Below are 16,298 nucleotides of genomic sequence, written 5' to 3' on the forward strand. Positions count from 1 at the left end.
TAGTGACAGACTTTTATCATAAGCACGTATCCTCTATCGGAGGTCCTTCTTCTCCTACACCGCTAATTGGAGAGATATCGAAAATATATCCGCCGAATAAGGAGTTAAATTCTGCTTCAACATCTTGGAGGAACTGTAAAATAATTTCCAGTAACCCTCTAAATGTTGAGCAATGCCATTCAGTCTCTGGGGCGATAGAGGATAAAACATTTTTCTTAAATCCGTCTAAATCTGAAGGTACATCAAGTAGATTCCCAGTAGTTAACATAGGGCTCACTGTCGGAAAATTGAACATCGAAAACATCATTGAGTGAACGGTGTACTGAGAACGTAAAAGGTCGAATTCCTTCTGTTTATCAGGTGGTAACTTACTGTATTCCTTATCCCGATAACTATTAAATTCTTCTGTATATTGCAGGACTCGATCAGCTGCATCGCCAATCCGAGGGCAAAAATACCGCTTCCACCAAGCTTCGAAGTATCTTTGTTGAAACTCTAAATAAGTTAGCCCGACGATATTTGTATTTCGAGTGTACTTCTTTGCTCCAGACTGGAGTCCATGTTTGGAAATAATGAATCCTATGTTGGCTCCAGTCTCGGCCATGACTGTGGTAAAGGAATGTACAACCGACTGAGGTATAGCGTTACCCCAATTCTTACATTCGACGATATATTTTATCTTATCTACGCTTTGCCAATCGATTGCTAAAACATCAACATTGACTGAACCACGGGGTGTCACTATATCTACTTCGACATCCGCTGATAGACCTACATTTCGAAATATCCTACGGACTCCGAATTGAAGGTCTTGCCATTTTTCTGGGTATGGGTCATCAATCATACTAGTGCAATAGAACTTTTGATTTAGGTCAGAGCTTTAACGCCCGCATTTGCGGCTGGTTTCGAGCACAGCAGAAAACCAGCCCTACAACATGCATCTGTTAGAGCTTTCTGCAAGTAAACACACAATATCGTGGGTACTCCCATTTGGTGCCATATTTTAGCTGTATATCATCTTCTGGATAGGTTTCGTCAAAGCCATCAATAGCGAAACCAGATTCAACCAGTCTATTGAAGTATTCTGATAACGGTCTGTGATGATATGGGACTCCACTGATCGTATTTTGTGAATCTTTAGTGATTGTAAATGACACGTTCTTGGTCATTGGGGTCATATAATTATATTCATCTCCGAAAAAACCCTTATATTCATTATAGAAGCAGGGGTGAGGGATTGAAAAAATAAAATGACTTGAGGCTTCCAGGTGTTGACCGACTGACTCAAAAAATGCATTAAGGTCATCAACAACGTGTGCAACAAGATGAGAGAAAGCGACCTCATAAAACTCACTTTTCTCTAATTCGAATGAAGTACAGTTCAACAATCTCACATCGGTTAAAGACAAAACATCTTTTGCGACCCCATACATTCCGGCAGAAGGCTCTATTGCTGTAACAGAAAACCCTAATTCAAATAACTCTTTGGAAATATGGCCAGTGCCAGCGCCTACTTCCAGGACATTGCCAGGTGAAAGGCTCTTAACTCGACTAACTAAAAGCGGCTTAAACACCTCATTGAATGTTAAGTCTGCTCCTGACTCAATTTGCTCTCGACGTATTTGCGCCGAATTACACCACCTATGCGGCATTAGCCAACTCCTTGGACTTTCTAATTATGTCCTTCGCCATTGCAATTATTTGGGGGCCAGAATTGTTGTCAAAAATTGTGATCTCGTGATCAGGATGAACTCCACGAGCAATGGCAAGTCTTTCAGCACCACTGCGATCTCCATTCACTAATGTAAATCTAGCTTCAGGTAATACATTTTCTTTTGTGACAATAAAAGATGCGCCATTCAGCCGATCTCTAAGTGGCTCTGGGACTTCATTTGGTGTGATAATTTCAATGCGAGTGCCTTTTTCAATTTTTGATTGAAAAATTGATATAAGTTTGTCGTCACCTACCAACCATGACACTCGGTTACTCACAACAGTTGCACTAGTGCCCGTAGAAATAAAACTCTCCATAAACCTAAGAGTGTCTTTTGCCTTTTTATCGGTTTGTGTGTCAGGAAGATATTTCAATCCTTTTTTAGCAAGCATAAGGATCACTACAACCACCTCTATAATTACAGAGCCTATTAGCCACTCTAAATGGGGGAGTTCTTTCGCTTCCGAGAAAAACCAAGCATAGCCAATACCTGCAAGCGTTATAGCAGCGGTTAGACCAGTAATCCATAGAAAAAGATAAAGCGTATGTTTTACAAGGTTTTGCATTTCATTCCTTTAATGATACTGATACTCAGGACTACATGAGCTCTAACATTACATTACCGGTAGTTGCCGGTAACTGATTGATTTAATATAAATTATTATTTATGTCTGTTTTCTGGTTAATACCCGACAAAACCGGAGATCACAGCGGTGTTCACTGCAATTGATAGTAGCAAAGCCGATAGGTTGGGGGAAGCGTTGATTATTATGTGTTCGCTGTGTTGTCTTTGCAGCAAATATTGAAAGGATGTTGCTTGCTTACCATTTGCCGAATAGTCTGCTGATAAAAGCGCTTCCACCTTTTCCGCTTAGGCTGGATACCATGGCTATCAGGGCACTGATGGCCATCACTGTATGAGTTAATGCGCTGGAAAAATTAATATCGACTATCAGCCAGTCAATGCCTAACGCAAAACCGTAAATAATCAGATAGAAAGGAGCATAGATAAGACCAAGCAACAATAAGAACACTACTAAACCGAGTATTCGCGTTGTTAGTGTTCTTTTTTCGTTGGGTCTCATTAATATAGAAGGGTCTTTCTTTTGAATTTGGTGCTCAGAGCGGGACTTGAACCCGCACGGCCTACGGCCACTACCCCCTCAAGATAGCGTGTCTACCAATTCCACCACCTGAGCAATATAAAGACGATCAATTATTGATCTTGATCGTCTTCTTTTGTTTCTTCTTCAGTTGCTTCTGGAATAGTTTCAGAAATAGCCTGCTCGTCTGCAGTTGGAATTTCTGTACTGATTTCTTCCTGCGTATCTGTTGGGATCTCTGAAGGAATCTCATCCTGTACTTCTGTTGGGATTTCAGAAGATTGGACGCCTATTTCCTCAACCTGACTCTCTGGGTCATCCAGAAGTCCAGATTCAGTAACCTCCTCCTGACCTATCGCATGAATGGTTAATGCTAAAGCAAAGAAGATGATGGCTAGGATAGTGGTACTCTTTGTTAAGAAGTTACCCGCACCTGGCGCACCAAATAAAGTGTTAGAAGCACCGGCACCGAATGAAGCGCCAATTTCTGCCCCTTTACCTTGTTGGATCAATATGATTCCAACCAGTAACAAGGCAACTACTAACAAACTGATCATTAAAAATAATTCCATCGTATTATCCTGCTATTTTGCAAATCGCGATAAATTCATCTGCTTTTAAAGAAGCCCCGCCAATCAATCCGCCATCGATATCAGGCTGAGCCAACAATTCTTCAGCATTGGCCGCTTTCATACTGCCGCCATAGAGTATTTTAATTTCTTCAGCAATTTGAGCATTCTTATCACGTAAATGAGCTCGAATTGCTGAATGTACTTCCTGAGCTTGCTCAGGAGATGCGGTTACGCCTGTGCCTATTGCCCATACAGGCTCATAGGCTACAACTACCTGTTGTAATGCATCGATACCTAAGGCATCAATAACCGCGTCCAGTTGCTGCTGCACTACTTGCATAGTGGTGCCTTTTTCTCTTTGTTCAAGGGTCTCACCCACACAAAGAATAGGCGTTAATTCAGATTCAATTGCCTTGCCAACTTTATGCGCGACCAAAACGTCCATTTCACCATACAGGCTACGTCGTTCGGAATGGCCCACGATCACATACTGGCAACCATTATCTTTAAGCATGTCGCCACTGACTTCACCAGTATAGGCGCCTTGTGCTTGTTCGCTGAGATTCTGACCACCTAAGGCAATCTTATGATCACCGATCAGGCTCTCAACAAAAGGTATATAAATAGTAGGAGGGCACACCAGAACGTCACTTTCCAGACTCGCATCCAACTGCTCAGTCATACCCTTCATCAATGACTCAATGAATGGCTTACTACCGTGCATTTTCCAGTTGCCTGCGATGAGCTTAGTACGCACTTGGATAACTCCTCTTTTATATCACTCTTAACTTGCGCGAATTGTCTTATTTTACCAGTCATTTAGCCATCAAACGCCCAGCGACAATCGCCCCTTTTAACAAAAGGGCGCAAATATTAACCGAGGGCAGACTTTAAAACAAGCTCTGTTGACTCTGATCAGCTGTTTTTGGCTTTTCTGGGCCGATTTCCCCAGAAAAAGCATGGATTTTGAGCTATTGATCCAAGTATAATACGCGCCGTTTAAGGTCGATTGGCTAATATTTGACCTTAATTTGGAACTATGGCGCCTGAAAATCCGTAATAACAACAAGATATGACTGGTTGTAGCATGCTACACACCAGGTATTTTTGTTATTGGCTGGATTTGACAGCGCACCATAGTGAAGTGACAACCATCAGGTATTAAAAGTAGCGACCTATGATTAAGATTAAGAAAGGCCTGGACTTGCCTCTTGAAGGGCAACCAGAGCAAACGATCTCAGCTGGTGCTACGGTAAAAACCGTCGCCATATTAGGCGAAGATTATGTTGGTATGAAACCGACCATGCATGTGCAGGAAGGGGACACTGTTAAGAAAGGCCAACTCATCTTCGAAGATAAGAAAACCCCCGGAGTAAAATACACTGCTCCAGCAGCTGGTACGATTAAAGCCATTAACCGTGGCAATAAACGTAAGCTGTTGTCGGTAGTGGTTGAAGTTGCCGAGCAAGAAGAAGCGGTTAACTTTAACAAGTTTAGTCCTGAGCAACTGTCGGGCTTGAGTCGCGAAGCGATTGTCGAGCAAATGGTTGAGTCAGGCATGTGGACTGCGTTGCGCAAACGTCCCTACTCAAAAGTTCCGGCGATCGATAGCGAAACTCAAGCCATTTTCGTTTCAGCAATGGATACTAATCCGTTAGCTGCCGATCCTGAAGTCATTATCAGTGAGCAGAATGAAGCCTTTAACTACGGACTTGATATTCTTGCTCAACTTTCCGGTGACAAGGTTTTTGTGGCGACTGGCCCCAATTCATCACTGGCTAAAAGTAATAATGCCAAAGTGAACTACGAAGAATTCTCTGGCCCGCATCCTGCTGGCTTAGTGGGTACTCACATTCATTTCTTATATCCTGCTTCTATGGATCATCCAGTATGGTACATCGGTTATCAGGATGTGATTTCACTAGCCAAGCTATTCATTGAAGGTGAGCTTCATACTGATCGTGTTATCGCATTAGGCGGTACCATGATTAAAAAGCCGCGCCTGGTTCGTACTCGTGTCGGAGCTTGCATTAATGAGCTGTTGGCCGAAGAAGAGAATGATGCGGATAACCGCCATATTTCTGGCTCAGTGCTCAGTGGCTTTAATGCAATCGACGGTCGCGGCTATCTAGGCCGTTATCACAATCAAGTTACCGTCATCCGCGAAGGTCGTGATAAAGAGTTCTTTGGCTGGGCGATGCCGGGTATTGATAAATTCTCAGTGACTCGCGCATTCTTTGGCCACCTGTTCCCGAAAAAGCGCTTTAACATGACAACCACAACCGGTGGTTCTGATCGCTCTATTATGCCTATTGGTAACTATGAGCGTGTCATGCCTTTAGATATTCTGCCGACTCAGCTTTTACGCGCTATCGTCACAAATGACACAGTCCTTGCACAAGAACTGGGTTGTCTGGAGCTGGACGAGGAAGATTTAGCCTTGTGTACCTATGTTTGCCCAGGCAAATATGAGTATGGCTCCATTCTTCGCGAAAATCTGACCAAGATTGAGAAAGAAGGATAAGAGAGGCTACCATGGGTTTAAAAAACTTTATTGAAAAAATCGAGCCGCATTTTGAGAAAGGCGGTAAGTGGGAAAAATGGTATGCCTTGTACGAAGCGGCAGCGACCATTTTCTATACACCGGGTCATGTCACGAAGGGCGGCACGCACGTTCGAGACAATATTGACCTGAAACGCATCATGATCATGGTTTGGCTTGCTACTTTCCCTGCCATGTTCTGGGGCATGTGGAACGTTGGTTTCCAGGCACAGCTTGGTCTAGCACAAGGCTTAACACTGCCTGATGCTTGGCAGGTTGATTTCTTCCAGTTCTTTGGCGGTGTTATTACGCCTGAAACTGGAGTGCTTGGCCTGATGTTCTACGGCGCCTGCTTCTTTATCCCAATTTACGCCGTCACCTTTATTGTTGGTGGGTTCTGGGAAGTCTTATTTGCCAGTGTTCGCGGCCATGAGATCAACGAAGGATTCTTCGTCACTTCGATTCTTTTCGCATTGATCCTGCCTGCCGAAATTCCGTTATGGCAAGTAGCTCTAGGTATTTCATTCGGTGTGGTGGTTGCTAAAGAAATTTTCGGTGGTACCGGTAAGAACTTCATGAACCCTGCATTAGCAGGTCGTGCATTCCTGTTCTTCGCTTACCCAAGCGAAATTTCAGGTGCTGAAGTTTGGGCCGCAGTAGATGGCTTCACTAGCGCCACACCACTGGCCGCAGCTGCTGCAGGTACTATTACTGATTACGGCATTACTCAAAGCTGGTGGGATGCTTTCTTAGGTCGCATTCCTGGTTCAATCGGTGAAGTATCAACTCTAATGATCATCATTGGCGGTCTTTTCATTATCTATGCTCGCATTGCTTCATGGCGCATCGTGCTGGGTGTATTGTTCGGCATGATCGGTATGACACTGATTCTTAACTCAGTTGGTAGTGAATCTAATCCGATGTTTGCCATGCCTTGGTATTGGCACCTGGTAACAGGTGGTTTCGCCTTCGGTATGTTCTTTATGGCAACCGACCCTGTTTCAGCGTCATTAACCAACAAAGGTAAATGGTACTTTGGTGCTCTAATCGGCATCATGGTTATATTGATTCGCGTAGTAAACCCAGCCTTCCCAGAAGGTATGATGCTTGCGATTCTGTTCGCCAACCTGTTCGCGCCATTGATTGACCACTTTGTGGTTCAAAGCAACATCAAGCGGAGGACTCGTCGTCATGTCTAAGAAAGAAAGTCCAATGAGAACCATTCTGGTCGCAGTGATTTTGAGCTTAGTCTGCTCAATAGTAGTTTCTGTTGCTGCCATCAAGTTGAAACCTTTACAGGAAACGAATAAGGAACTCGACCGTAAGTTGAACATCCTTATTGCTGCCGGTTTGGTTGATGGTCAGGCACATCCAACCAAAGCTAAAATCGAAGAACAGTTTGGGTTGATAGAAGCTCGAGTTGTTGATTTATCGACAGGCGAGTACGTCGAAGCTCCTAAAGGTTTTGAGCAACGTAAAGCTGCTAAAGATCCAAGCATGAATGTTCGTATTGAAGATGATATTGCTGGCATTAGAACGCGCTCTAAATTGGCCAATGTTTATCTGGTCAAGAAAGATGGGCAACTCGACACGATTATCCTTCCTTTCCATGGTTATGGCCTATGGTCAACCATGTATGGCTTTCTCGCTCTAGATACCGATACCACAACCGTTGTTGGGCTGAAGTATTATGACCAGGCTGAAACTGCCGGTCTTGGTGGCGAAATTGAAAATCCAAAATGGCGTTCTATCTGGCCAGGTAAAGAAGTTCTCAACGAACAAGGTGAGCCGGTTATTCAGATCGTCAAAGGTGAAGCTAAGAATGAACATCAAGTTGATGGACTTTCTGGTGCAACCCTGACCAGTGTTGGTGTTGAAAACTCATTACGTTATTGGCTAAGTAATGATGCCTTTGGCCCATACTTGGCAAAAGTAAGAGCGGGGGAATTGTAAAATGGCATTTGATAAACAAGAAGCCAAATCGGTTCTTTTATCACCGATTTTTAACAACAACCCAATTGCCCTTCAGGTATTGGGGATTTGTTCTGCGCTGGCAGTAACCAGTAAACTTGAAACTGCATTAGTGATGAGTTTGGCTCTGACTACAGTTGTTGCCTTCTCTAACCTGCTAATCAGCTTGATTCGTAAACAGATTCCATCAAGCATTCGTATTATCGTGCAGATGACGATTATTGCGTCTTTGGTAATTCTGGTTGACCAGGTATTGAAAGCTTACGCTTATGAAGTGTCTAAGCAGCTTTCGGTATTCGTTGGCTTGATTATTACCAACTGTATCGTGATGGGTCGTGCCGAAGCTTATGCCATGAAAAATGGCCCAGCGATGAGCTTCCTGGACGGTTTAGGTAACGGTCTTGGTTATTCAGTATTGCTCATCATTGTCGGTATCATCCGTGAACTATTTGGCTCTGGTAAACTGTTAGACTTTACCATCTTCCCAACAATTGCTGATGGCGGCTGGTATCACACGAACGGCATGCTGTTGTTGCCAGCAAGTTCTTTCTTTATTATCGGTTTATTAATCTGGGCACTGCGTACCTGGAAAACTGATCAAGTGGAGGATGCAGAGTAATGGATCATTATATATCCCTATTTGCTAAAGCAGTTTTCGTAGAAAACATTGCTCTGGCATTCCTGCTGGGCATGTGTACCTTCCTGGCGGTTTCGAAGAAGGTCCAAACTGCTATGGGTCTTGGTATCGCTGTGGTTATCGTGCAAGCGATTACCGTTCCAGTCAACAACCTGTTATTAAATGGCTTGTTGAAAGATGGAGCGTTAGCCTGGGCCGGTTTCCCAGAGGCAGACTTAAGCTTCTTAGGCCTTATCGTTTACATCGGTGTTATTGCTGCTCTTGTTCAGATTCTGGAAATGACTTTGGACAAATTCTTCCCGGCACTTTACCAATCACTTGGGATCTTCTTGCCTTTGATTACCGTGAACTGCGCTATTTTAGGTGGTTCGTTATTCATGGTTGAGCGTGATTATAACTTCCCCGAGTCAATCGTTTATGGCTTTGGTTCTGGCTTCGGCTGGGCTTTAGCTATCGTTGCCTTGGCCGGTATTCGTGAGAAGATGAAGTACTCAGACGTTCCTGATGGTTTACGTGGATTAGGTATTACCTTTATCACCGTTGGCTTGATGGCCCTTGGCTTCATGTCTTTCTCCGGCATCAAACTGTAAACGAGTAAAGAGGTTAACTAATGAATGAAATAATATTAGGCGTTGCCCTGTTTACGGTAGTGATTTTTGCACTTGTACTAGTGATCTTATTCGCTCGTAAGCAACTCGTAAGCACAGGCGATGTTCATATCGATATTAACAAGGATGCTGACAAAGCGATTACTGTCCCTGCTGGCAGCAAATTGCTCAACGCATTGTCCGATAGCGGTATCTTCTTATCGTCGGCTTGTGGTGGCGGTGGTACTTGCGGACAGTGTGTGTGCAAGGTACTTGACGGTGGCGGCTCTATTCTGCCGACCGAAGAAAGCCATATCACACGTCGTGAAGCTAAAGAAGGTTACCGTCTTTCCTGTCAGGTTGCTGTTAAGCAAGACATGAAAATCGAAGTGCCGGAAGAAGTGTTCGGTACTAAAAAGTGGGATTGTGAAGTTATCTCCAACGACAATAAAGCAACCTTCATTAAAGAGCTGGTACTGAAAATTCCTAATGGTGAAAGTGTACCTTTCCGAGCTGGTGGTTATATTCAGATTGAAGCGCCACCTCACAAAGTTAAATTCAGCGAGTTTGATGTACCTGAAGAGTATCGTGGTGACTGGGACCGCTTTAAGCTGTTTGACCTTGAGTCAGAGGTTAAAGAAGAAACTATTCGCGCTTACTCCATGGCGAACTATCCTGAAGAAGAAGGCATTATCATGTTGAATGTGCGTATCGCAACGCCTCCACCACGCGATATGTCATTGCCACCGGGCAAAATGTCATCTTATATCTGGGGCTTAAAAGCCGGAGATAAGGTTACGATTTCAGGTCCTTATGGTGAGTTCTTTGCCAAAGATACAGATGCTGAAATGGTCTTTATTGGTGGTGGTGCAGGTATGGCTCCAATGCGATCGCATCTCTTCGACCAATTACGTCGCATTAAAACCGACCGCAAGATCAGCTTTTGGTACGGTGCTCGTAGCTCACGCGAAATGTTCTATGTAGAAGATTTCGATATGCTGGCTAATGAGAATCCTAATTTTGAATGGCATGTGGCACTTTCTGATCCGCAACCAGAAGACAATTGGGAAGGCTACACTGGCTTTATTCATAATGTTCTTCTTGAGAACTACTTGAAAGACCACCCAGCTCCAGAAGATTGTGAGTACTATATGTGTGGACCGCCAATGATGAACGCAGCCTGTATCCAGATGCTTGAAGATTTGGGTGTTGAGCGTGAAAACATCTTATTGGATGACTTCGGTGGTTAATCCGCTTGGGTTATAACTGAAGGTTCTATAAAATAGGCAGTCTCTTATGACTGCCTTTTTTATGCCCCTATGATACGTTTCATTGGTTTTGTTTTTTTAGTTTTAACCTTTTCTGCCTGCCAGCAGGAACCGCAATATAACAAGCTGTCTGGCAACACTATGGGCACAAAATACAACATTACATTCGATTCAAATGGCGTTTCTATAGATAAGCTGCAATCCGCTCTCACACAAGAGCTGGAAACGATTAACCAGCTTATGTCCACTTATATCCCCGACAGCGAAATTAACCAGTTCAATGCCCTAACTACAGATGCATGTTTTCAATTCTCTGAGCGGACCTGGACAGTTCTGGTCGCTGCTAAAGATGTTTATCATCAAACCAATGGTGCTTTTGATATTACGGTAGGTCCGCTAATACAACGTTGGGGCTTTGACGCAGCCGAATATGATGAGAAGGTTCCCACCGAAGAAGAGGTCAAGTTATTGCATGAAACTGTTGGCACGGATCAACTTGAATATGACTCCGCCAAACAATGCATTTCGAAGACCAATCCTAAACTGACCATTAACCTTTCAGCCATTGCCAAAGGCTTTGCAGTCGATCAACTAGCCGATATCATGGCAGAGTTTCAAATTTCAAATTACCTGGTTGAAATAGGCGGTGAAACTAAAGGACAAGGGGTTAATGTTCATGGTTATCCCTGGCGGATTGCAGTGGAGAAGCCATCTAGCAACGCCTCTCAACAAGAGCTATTAGTCATCGCTCTTGAGAGCACCTCAATAGCAACCTCAGGGGATTATCGTAATTATTTTGAAGTAGCGGGTAAACGCTTTTCGCATACTATCGACCCCACCACCGGCTACCCTATAGAGCATAATCTTACATCGGTTTCAGTGATTCATCCCAGTAATATGTACGCAGATGCCTATGCTACAGCAATGAGTGTCTTGGGTGGTGAAGCTTCACTTGAATTTGCAGACCAGTATCAATTGCCAGTGTTAGTCATTGAGAGACAAAACGATGAGTTAGTTACCCATGCGAATAACCTTTTTGAAAAGTTTTTTATTAAATAGTTGAGTTAGCCGAGTTTTTACACTCGGCTTGAAAAAGCTTATAGAGAAAGCTCGTATTTTTGCCCTGGATGCCTCAAGCCACCGCACTTGAAACTAATCTGCATGCTATAAGGTGCTGGGCCTGTCACACTCTGAACAACAATGTTAAAGCCGCTAACACCATGGTAGTAAGCCTGCCCATAAGGCGGATAACCACCATTGTCAGTGGTAACTACTTTGCTTTCACAACGAGATTCCACCATTGATTGGATATTTGTTTGACTCATACAGGAATAAAAGCTCAAACTGCCACAATTAAATGTTTCGGTACCATTAAAGAATTCAATGTAAGGATCATTATGGTTACCATGATTATACTCTTCTGCCAAAACCACACCGCTCACAAATATACTCAATAATAAAACTAGATATTTCATAGTGTAACTCCAAATTACGCATTGTCTATCGACCCCAATTGGTCAAAGTTGAACTTATCAGTAACTTGGAAATAACGCCTTAAGATTACAGGGGTAAAATCAGCTCATTTTCATTTTTACCCTTTTTTACCCTCTAAATTTTCTAGCTCATTTTTTATACTGATAGTTATATTTAAGTGTCAGTATGATAAAATAGTAGCCTATATCAGTTGATGAGCTTTATATCGTGAGTAGTACTTTTATTCTTGCATTCATACTATTTGTAGCTGTAATGGTGATTATGGCTGTGGGACACCTGTTTCAGCAGAAGCGCATCAGCGGTAGCTGCGGTGGTCTCGATGCCTTAGGAATTGATAAGGCTTGTGATTGTGATAAGCCCTGTGCAAAAAAGCGTGCCCGTCTTAGAAACGAGCGACGCCTAAATGTAGAAATTTTGGAAGACTAATTGCAAAACAGTTAGTCTTTACGCCCCACAAACTGAATCGCTTTTAATATACTTTGCCTCGAAATCATTCCTACTAACTGACTTTTCTCCATAACTGGGTACATACGACAGTTGTCTTTCAAGAATCGTTCTGCGACATCAGCAATACTGTCGTCTGGATGAACTGTTTTGACCTCTTTAGTCATTAAGTCCATAACTCTATGTCCCAAGTCACCGTGATAAATGGCACTGAGTACTGTGTGCAGACAATCTTTTTCGGAAATGAAACCAACCAATCGATTATGGTCATCCAATACTGGAGCTCCCGTTAAACGGTATTCCAACATTGTCTGAGCAGCTTCAACTACATCTGTTTGAGGTTTTAATGTGATCATTGCCGAGGTCATATAATCTCTGACATGAACGGACTTTATCATAAAGCTACTCCTTGATTTTATTGTAAGAATTGAAAAGCGCTTTCGCTTTGGTCTTTAAATTGATAGTAGCTTATTTGTCAGAAAAAACAAAGCCCAGCAAGAAGCTGGGCTTTGATAGAGCTCAAACAATCTAAAATTTTATTTAGTAGTCATTGTCTCTGCGTGTGCTTCCGCACGACGGTTAAGAGCACGACCTTCTTCAGTTGAGTTGTCAGCAATCGGTTCTTCTTCACCATAGCCTTTCGCACTTAAGCGAGAAGCATTGATACCGAAATTGCTAACCAAGTAATCTTTTACTGAATTAGCGCGACGCTCTGATAAGCCTTGGTTATAAGCGCTAGAACCTACGCTATCTGTGTGACCTTGAATCTCAGCATTCACACTTGGATATTGGCGTAAGAACTCAGCAACCTTAGCGATCTCAGCTACCATTTCTGGTTTAACTTCGTACTTGTTGGTATCAAAGTTCAAGCGCATATCAACAACGACCTCTTCTGCAACTTTAACTTCACAACCTTTTTCATCAACTTGCACACCAGGAGCTGTACCAGGACATGCATCTTGATAATCGTAAACACCATCATTGTCGCTATCTAAAGGACAACCATTAGCATCTACAGCAGCGCCAGCAGGAGTGCCTGGACATTGATCATTAGCATCTAGGACACCATCGCCATCAGAATCTTTTGCTTTCTCAACTGGCTTTGGTGCAGGAGCTGCTCCTGACTTAACTGTATCGCCAAAGAAGTAACCATAGCTTACGTACCAAACCTTATGGTCACCACGATCTCCAGAGTCTAACCAGTCATATCCCACTCGCATAAAGACATTATCGGTCGCAAAGTGTTCAAGACCGACACCAACTTTATAATAGCTCTCTTCCAAATCTGGGTGGTAAACACTGTACTTGTCTCCCAATTCACCATATCCCACTTTCAAGAAAGGATGAGTGGTCGCACTACCCATCCAGCTCGTATCGTTTAACAAAAGATTTAAAGCGGTATTCTCAAGATCAGTACGGTTACCACTTGTAAAATTTGCAATCTCATTGAAATAGTTGTATTCAACTTCTAGAGCAACATTCTTGTTAAAGAACCAACCTAGACCTAAACCGCCTGACTGATTACTACCTGAGTTCCAGTGGGAATCCAACTCTAAATCATACCAACCAACATGACCGTAAAAGCCATGACGATCTTGCACTTCTTCTGCAGCGAATGCAGTTGAGCCTAAGGCTAGCAAACAAGCTGCGGTTAACAATTTCTTCTTCATTCTGATACCCTCGTTAAGTTATTCATTTATGTTCCATGGTGTATCGCATTATAACGGAAACAATAAGTTAGATTCAAAGCATTAGCCCGTTTTGACAGAATTTTACATTTTTTAGGCAATATTTCGCACTTTTTGTGCCAACTTCTCCGCCATTTTTGTTGCCAAATTTGCATCATTTGCTTCAACCATTACCCTTATTAACGGCTCAGTACCCGAAGCACGCAATAATACACGCCCTTGATCGGCAAGTTCAGCATCAACCTCTTGCGCTAATCGTTGCAAATTTTCATCTGCGATCACAGCTTTCGCATCCGTAACCCGTATGTTGATCATGGTTTGTGGGAATAAGGGGAATTTAGCTACTAACTCACCGATGCCCTTTTCTTGCTCTCTAACCACCCTCAATACTTGTAACGCTGCAACAATGCCATCACCAGTAGAGTTGTAATCCAGATGAATAAGATGACCTGAAGACTCGCCACCAATTAACCAATCATTCTTTTGCAGACTTTCCATAACATAGCGGTCACCTACTTTGCTACGCTCAAATGGAATATCCAATTCAATTAATGCATTTTCTATCGCCATATTGGTCATCAAAGTACCAACGACTCCGCCTTTAAGTTGTCCTTTCTGTTGCAAGTGATAAGCCATTAAAAACATCAACTGATCGCCATTGATAACGGTGCCGTTAGCATCCACCATCATCAGTCTGTCGCCGTCACCATCAAAAGCAATTCCAAGATCAGCTTGGTGTTCTACAACCGCCTTACACAGTGGCTCAAGATGAGTTGCGCCACATTCGTGATTAATATTTAGACCGTTTGGTTCAACCCCTGTTTTTATAACTTTAGCACCTAGCTCCTTAAATACGTAAGGAGCAATATGATAGGTCGCACCATTGGCGCAATCTAATACAATCTTCATCCCATCTAGGTTAAAATCATTGGGAACACTCGCCTTACAGAATTCTATGTATCTGGCAGCGGCATCTTCTATTCGATAAGCTTTACCAAGTTTCTCTGATGGTAAAGAAGTCATTTCTTGCTCCAATAAGGCTTCAATTTCTAATTCCACTGAATCAGGAAGTTTAGTACCTGCCGCTGAAAAGAATTTAATGCCATTATCTTGAAATGGATTATGCGAAGCACTGATAACAATCCCAGCATCAGCTCTAAAGGTTCGTGTTAAATAGGCAATCGCGGGCGTTGGCATTGGCCCTACAAGAAAACTACTGACACCTGCAGCAGTTAAACCAGCTTCTAACACTGACTCAAACATATAGCCTGAAATTCGGGTGTCTTTACCGATAACGATTTTGCCTTTTTTGCCGAGAACTTTCCCGGCAGCCCAACCTAGCTTTAAAACAAACTCCGGTGTGATAGGAAAATCACCAACTGTTCCTCGAATACCATCAGTGCCAAAATATTTTCTCTCGCTCATTTTATTCGTTCCTAATTTTGTTTATTTGGCTTGCTCAAATGCGCAAAATAATTTCACTGCTTCAATTGTTGCTTTAACATCATGCACTCTAAGAATCCTTGCACCCTTGGTTAAAGCGTACATGGAAGCAGCGACGCTACCATTAGCTCTATCGTTCACATCAGCATCTAAAATGGTGCCGATCATTGTCTTTCTTGAAACACCGACTAATAGTGGCAAATTAAGTTCTTTAAAACTGTCTAAATGTTTCATCAGTTCACAGTTATGCTGCAACTTTTTGCCAAAACCAAAGCCTGGGTCTAAACAGATTCGCTCAGTCGCTATGCCGGCTTCGAGACACAGTGCTACTCGCTCTTTTAAAAATAATTTAACCTCTGCAACGACGTCACTATATTCTGGATTTTGTTGCATGGTCCTGGGTTGCCCTTTCATATGCATCAAACACAGCAATACATTCGGATCCGAAGCCACAGCGTCAATAGCACCTTCATCCTGCAATGCCCGCACATCATTGATCATACAGGCGCCAGCATTAATCGCTTCTGTCATTACAGCGGCTTTACTGGTGTCAACCGACACCGGCTTACCACTAGCGACCACAGCCTCTACCATAGGAATAACGCGATCCAGCTCTTCATTAACTGACACTGCTTGTGCTCCGGGGCGAGTGGACTCACCACCGACATCAATGATATCCACCTCTTCCTGGATCATGGACTCGATACGACGCAGTGCAATATCTTTACGCACATAATTGCCTCCATCAGAAAAAGAGTCGGGTGTCGTATTTAAAATTCCCATGACCAGTGGTCTGTTGGACTGAAATAATTCTTTCATGATCGCTACTTTCGAC

19 protein-coding genes and 1 tRNA gene are annotated in these 16,298 nt (G+C 43.0%); 8 read left to right on the forward strand and 12 right to left on the reverse strand.

Features of this window, described 5'->3' with window-relative positions; all coding sequences use genetic code 11:
• Positions 1-16: 16 nt before the first annotated feature.
• From KKOR_RS11795 to tpiA, 7 genes are all read right to left on the reverse strand, one after another.
• Complete coding sequence (locus KKOR_RS11795) at positions 17-844, reverse strand: restriction endonuclease (RefSeq protein ID WP_015781362.1); 828 nt, start codon at positions 842-844, stop codon at positions 17-19.
• 100 nt (positions 845-944) lie between these two features.
• On the reverse strand, positions 945-1,652 hold the full coding sequence (locus tag KKOR_RS11800) for a class I SAM-dependent methyltransferase (RefSeq protein WP_015781363.1): 708 nt from the start codon (positions 1,650-1,652) through the stop codon (positions 945-947).
• Positions 1,642-2,280 carry a hypothetical protein gene (locus KKOR_RS11805; RefSeq protein ID WP_015781364.1) on the reverse strand — a complete coding sequence of 213 codons (639 nt, stop codon included), beginning with the start codon at positions 2,278-2,280 and terminating at the stop codon, positions 1,642-1,644. The genes KKOR_RS11800 and KKOR_RS11805 overlap by 11 nt, the downstream gene beginning before the upstream one ends.
• 255 nt (positions 2,281-2,535) lie before the next feature.
• Positions 2,536-2,799, reverse strand: a complete 264-nt coding sequence (locus tag KKOR_RS11810) for a hypothetical protein (protein WP_015781365.1) — start codon at positions 2,797-2,799, stop codon at positions 2,536-2,538.
• Between the two features lie 28 nt (positions 2,800-2,827).
• Positions 2,828-2,913: transfer RNA gene (locus KKOR_RS11815), tRNA-Leu, on the reverse strand.
• 17 nt (positions 2,914-2,930) lie between these two features.
• Entirely contained in the window at positions 2,931-3,389 is a 459-nt protein-coding gene (gene secG, locus KKOR_RS11820) for a preprotein translocase subunit SecG (RefSeq protein WP_015781366.1), read from the reverse strand.
• Between the two features lie 4 nt (positions 3,390-3,393).
• On the reverse strand, positions 3,394-4,146 hold the full coding sequence (gene tpiA, locus KKOR_RS11825) for a triose-phosphate isomerase (RefSeq protein ID WP_015781367.1): 753 nt from the start codon (positions 4,144-4,146) through the stop codon (positions 3,394-3,396).
• 420 nt (positions 4,147-4,566) lie between these two features.
• On the opposite strand from tpiA, the gene KKOR_RS11830 reads away from it, so the two are divergent.
• The 7 genes from KKOR_RS11830 (at position 4,567) to KKOR_RS11860 (ending at position 11,453) form a co-directional block, all read left to right on the forward strand.
• On the forward strand, positions 4,567-5,913 hold the full coding sequence (locus tag KKOR_RS11830; protein WP_015781368.1) for a Na(+)-translocating NADH-quinone reductase subunit A: 1,347 nt from the start codon (positions 4,567-4,569) through the stop codon (positions 5,911-5,913).
• An 11-nt stretch (positions 5,914-5,924) separates the two neighbouring features.
• A complete protein-coding gene (locus tag KKOR_RS11835; RefSeq protein WP_015781369.1) occupies positions 5,925-7,130 on the forward strand; it encodes an NADH:ubiquinone reductase (Na(+)-transporting) subunit B in 1,206 nt (401 codons plus the stop codon).
• Positions 7,123-7,884: a Na(+)-translocating NADH-quinone reductase subunit C gene (locus KKOR_RS11840; protein WP_015781370.1), complete on the forward strand. Its 762-nt coding sequence runs from the start codon at positions 7,123-7,125 to the stop codon at positions 7,882-7,884. The genes KKOR_RS11835 and KKOR_RS11840 overlap by 8 nt, the downstream gene beginning before the upstream one ends.
• A 1-nt stretch (position 7,885) precedes the next feature.
• Positions 7,886-8,521, forward strand: coding sequence for an NADH:ubiquinone reductase (Na(+)-transporting) subunit D (locus KKOR_RS11845; protein WP_015781371.1), 636 nt, complete (start codon positions 7,886-7,888; stop codon positions 8,519-8,521).
• The gene (gene nqrE / locus KKOR_RS11850) at positions 8,521-9,129 is read left to right on the forward strand and encodes an NADH:ubiquinone reductase (Na(+)-transporting) subunit E (protein ID WP_015781372.1); all 609 of its coding nucleotides are present in this window, start codon (positions 8,521-8,523) and stop codon (positions 9,127-9,129) included. The genes KKOR_RS11845 and nqrE overlap by 1 nt, the downstream gene beginning before the upstream one ends.
• 20 nt (positions 9,130-9,149) lie before the next feature.
• Complete coding sequence (nqrF, locus tag KKOR_RS11855; protein WP_015781373.1) at positions 9,150-10,376, forward strand: NADH:ubiquinone reductase (Na(+)-transporting) subunit F; 1,227 nt, start codon at positions 9,150-9,152, stop codon at positions 10,374-10,376.
• Positions 10,377-10,445: 69 nt separating this feature from the next.
• Entirely contained in the window at positions 10,446-11,453 is a 1,008-nt protein-coding gene (locus tag KKOR_RS11860) for an FAD:protein FMN transferase (RefSeq protein ID WP_015781374.1), read from the forward strand.
• Between the two features lie 38 nt (positions 11,454-11,491).
• Here KKOR_RS11860 and KKOR_RS11865 read toward each other — a convergent pair whose 3' ends face one another.
• Positions 11,492-11,869, reverse strand: coding sequence for a hypothetical protein (locus tag KKOR_RS11865; protein WP_015781375.1), 378 nt, complete (start codon positions 11,867-11,869; stop codon positions 11,492-11,494).
• Positions 11,870-12,140: 271 nt separating this feature from the next.
• Between KKOR_RS11865 and nqrM the strand changes: the two genes are divergently transcribed.
• Positions 12,141-12,314 carry a (Na+)-NQR maturation NqrM gene (gene nqrM, locus KKOR_RS13460; RefSeq protein WP_071818314.1) on the forward strand — a complete coding sequence of 58 codons (174 nt, stop codon included), beginning with the start codon at positions 12,141-12,143 and terminating at the stop codon, positions 12,312-12,314.
• 11 nt (positions 12,315-12,325) lie between these two features.
• Here the strand turns inward: nqrM and KKOR_RS11875 are convergent, their stop codons facing one another.
• From KKOR_RS11875 to folP, 4 genes are all read right to left on the reverse strand, one after another.
• Positions 12,326-12,730 carry a CBS domain-containing protein gene (locus KKOR_RS11875; protein WP_015781377.1) on the reverse strand — a complete coding sequence of 135 codons (405 nt, stop codon included), beginning with the start codon at positions 12,728-12,730 and terminating at the stop codon, positions 12,326-12,328.
• Positions 12,731-12,868: 138 nt separating this feature from the next.
• Positions 12,869-14,002, reverse strand: coding sequence for an OmpA family protein (locus KKOR_RS11880; RefSeq protein ID WP_015781378.1), 1,134 nt, complete (start codon positions 14,000-14,002; stop codon positions 12,869-12,871).
• Positions 14,003-14,113: 111 nt separating this feature from the next.
• The gene (glmM, locus tag KKOR_RS11885; protein ID WP_015781379.1) at positions 14,114-15,445 is read right to left on the reverse strand and encodes a phosphoglucosamine mutase; all 1,332 of its coding nucleotides are present in this window, start codon (positions 15,443-15,445) and stop codon (positions 14,114-14,116) included.
• A 21-nt stretch (positions 15,446-15,466) separates the two neighbouring features.
• Positions 15,467-16,282 (reverse strand): dihydropteroate synthase, encoded by an 816-nt coding sequence (folP, locus tag KKOR_RS11890; RefSeq protein WP_015781380.1) that lies wholly within the window; start codon positions 16,280-16,282, stop codon positions 15,467-15,469.
• Positions 16,283-16,298 lie beyond the last annotated feature (16 nt).

This window comes from Kangiella koreensis DSM 16069 (assembly GCF_000024085.1).
Taxonomy (GTDB): domain Bacteria; phylum Pseudomonadota; class Gammaproteobacteria; order Enterobacterales; family Kangiellaceae; genus Kangiella; species Kangiella koreensis.

What these genes read in the sequence shown, in the direction of transcription:
- KKOR_RS11795 (WP_015781362.1), bottom strand. Translation starts at nt 844, where the DNA reads ATGATTGATGACCCATACCCAGAAAAATGGCAAGACCTTCAATTCGGA.
- KKOR_RS11800 (WP_015781363.1), bottom strand. Translation starts at nt 1,652, where the DNA reads ATGCCGCATAGGTGGTGTAATTCGGCGCAAATACGTCGAGAGCAAATT.
- KKOR_RS11805 (WP_015781364.1), bottom strand. Translation starts at nt 2,280, where the DNA reads ATGCAAAACCTTGTAAAACATACGCTTTATCTTTTTCTATGGATTACT.
- KKOR_RS11810 (WP_015781365.1), bottom strand. Translation starts at nt 2,799, where the DNA reads ATGAGACCCAACGAAAAAAGAACACTAACAACGCGAATACTCGGTTTA.
- secG (WP_015781366.1), bottom strand. Translation starts at nt 3,389, where the DNA reads ATGGAATTATTTTTAATGATCAGTTTGTTAGTAGTTGCCTTGTTACTG.
- KKOR_RS11830 (WP_015781368.1), top strand. Translation starts at nt 4,567, where the DNA reads ATGATTAAGATTAAGAAAGGCCTGGACTTGCCTCTTGAAGGGCAACCA.
- KKOR_RS11835 (WP_015781369.1), top strand. Translation starts at nt 5,925, where the DNA reads ATGGGTTTAAAAAACTTTATTGAAAAAATCGAGCCGCATTTTGAGAAA.
- KKOR_RS11840 (WP_015781370.1), top strand. Translation starts at nt 7,123, where the DNA reads ATGTCTAAGAAAGAAAGTCCAATGAGAACCATTCTGGTCGCAGTGATT.
- KKOR_RS11845 (WP_015781371.1), top strand. Translation starts at nt 7,886, where the DNA reads ATGGCATTTGATAAACAAGAAGCCAAATCGGTTCTTTTATCACCGATT.
- nqrE (WP_015781372.1), top strand. Translation starts at nt 8,521, where the DNA reads ATGGATCATTATATATCCCTATTTGCTAAAGCAGTTTTCGTAGAAAAC.
- nqrF (WP_015781373.1), top strand. Translation starts at nt 9,150, where the DNA reads ATGAATGAAATAATATTAGGCGTTGCCCTGTTTACGGTAGTGATTTTT.
- KKOR_RS11860 (WP_015781374.1), top strand. Translation starts at nt 10,446, where the DNA reads ATGATACGTTTCATTGGTTTTGTTTTTTTAGTTTTAACCTTTTCTGCC.
- KKOR_RS11865 (WP_015781375.1), bottom strand. Translation starts at nt 11,869, where the DNA reads ATGAAATATCTAGTTTTATTATTGAGTATATTTGTGAGCGGTGTGGTT.
- nqrM (WP_071818314.1), top strand. Translation starts at nt 12,141, where the DNA reads ATGGTGATTATGGCTGTGGGACACCTGTTTCAGCAGAAGCGCATCAGC.
- KKOR_RS11875 (WP_015781377.1), bottom strand. Translation starts at nt 12,730, where the DNA reads ATGATAAAGTCCGTTCATGTCAGAGATTATATGACCTCGGCAATGATC.
- KKOR_RS11880 (WP_015781378.1), bottom strand. Translation starts at nt 14,002, where the DNA reads ATGAAGAAGAAATTGTTAACCGCAGCTTGTTTGCTAGCCTTAGGCTCA.
- glmM (WP_015781379.1), bottom strand. Translation starts at nt 15,445, where the DNA reads ATGAGCGAGAGAAAATATTTTGGCACTGATGGTATTCGAGGAACAGTT.
- folP (WP_015781380.1), bottom strand. Translation starts at nt 16,282, where the DNA reads ATGAAAGAATTATTTCAGTCCAACAGACCACTGGTCATGGGAATTTTA.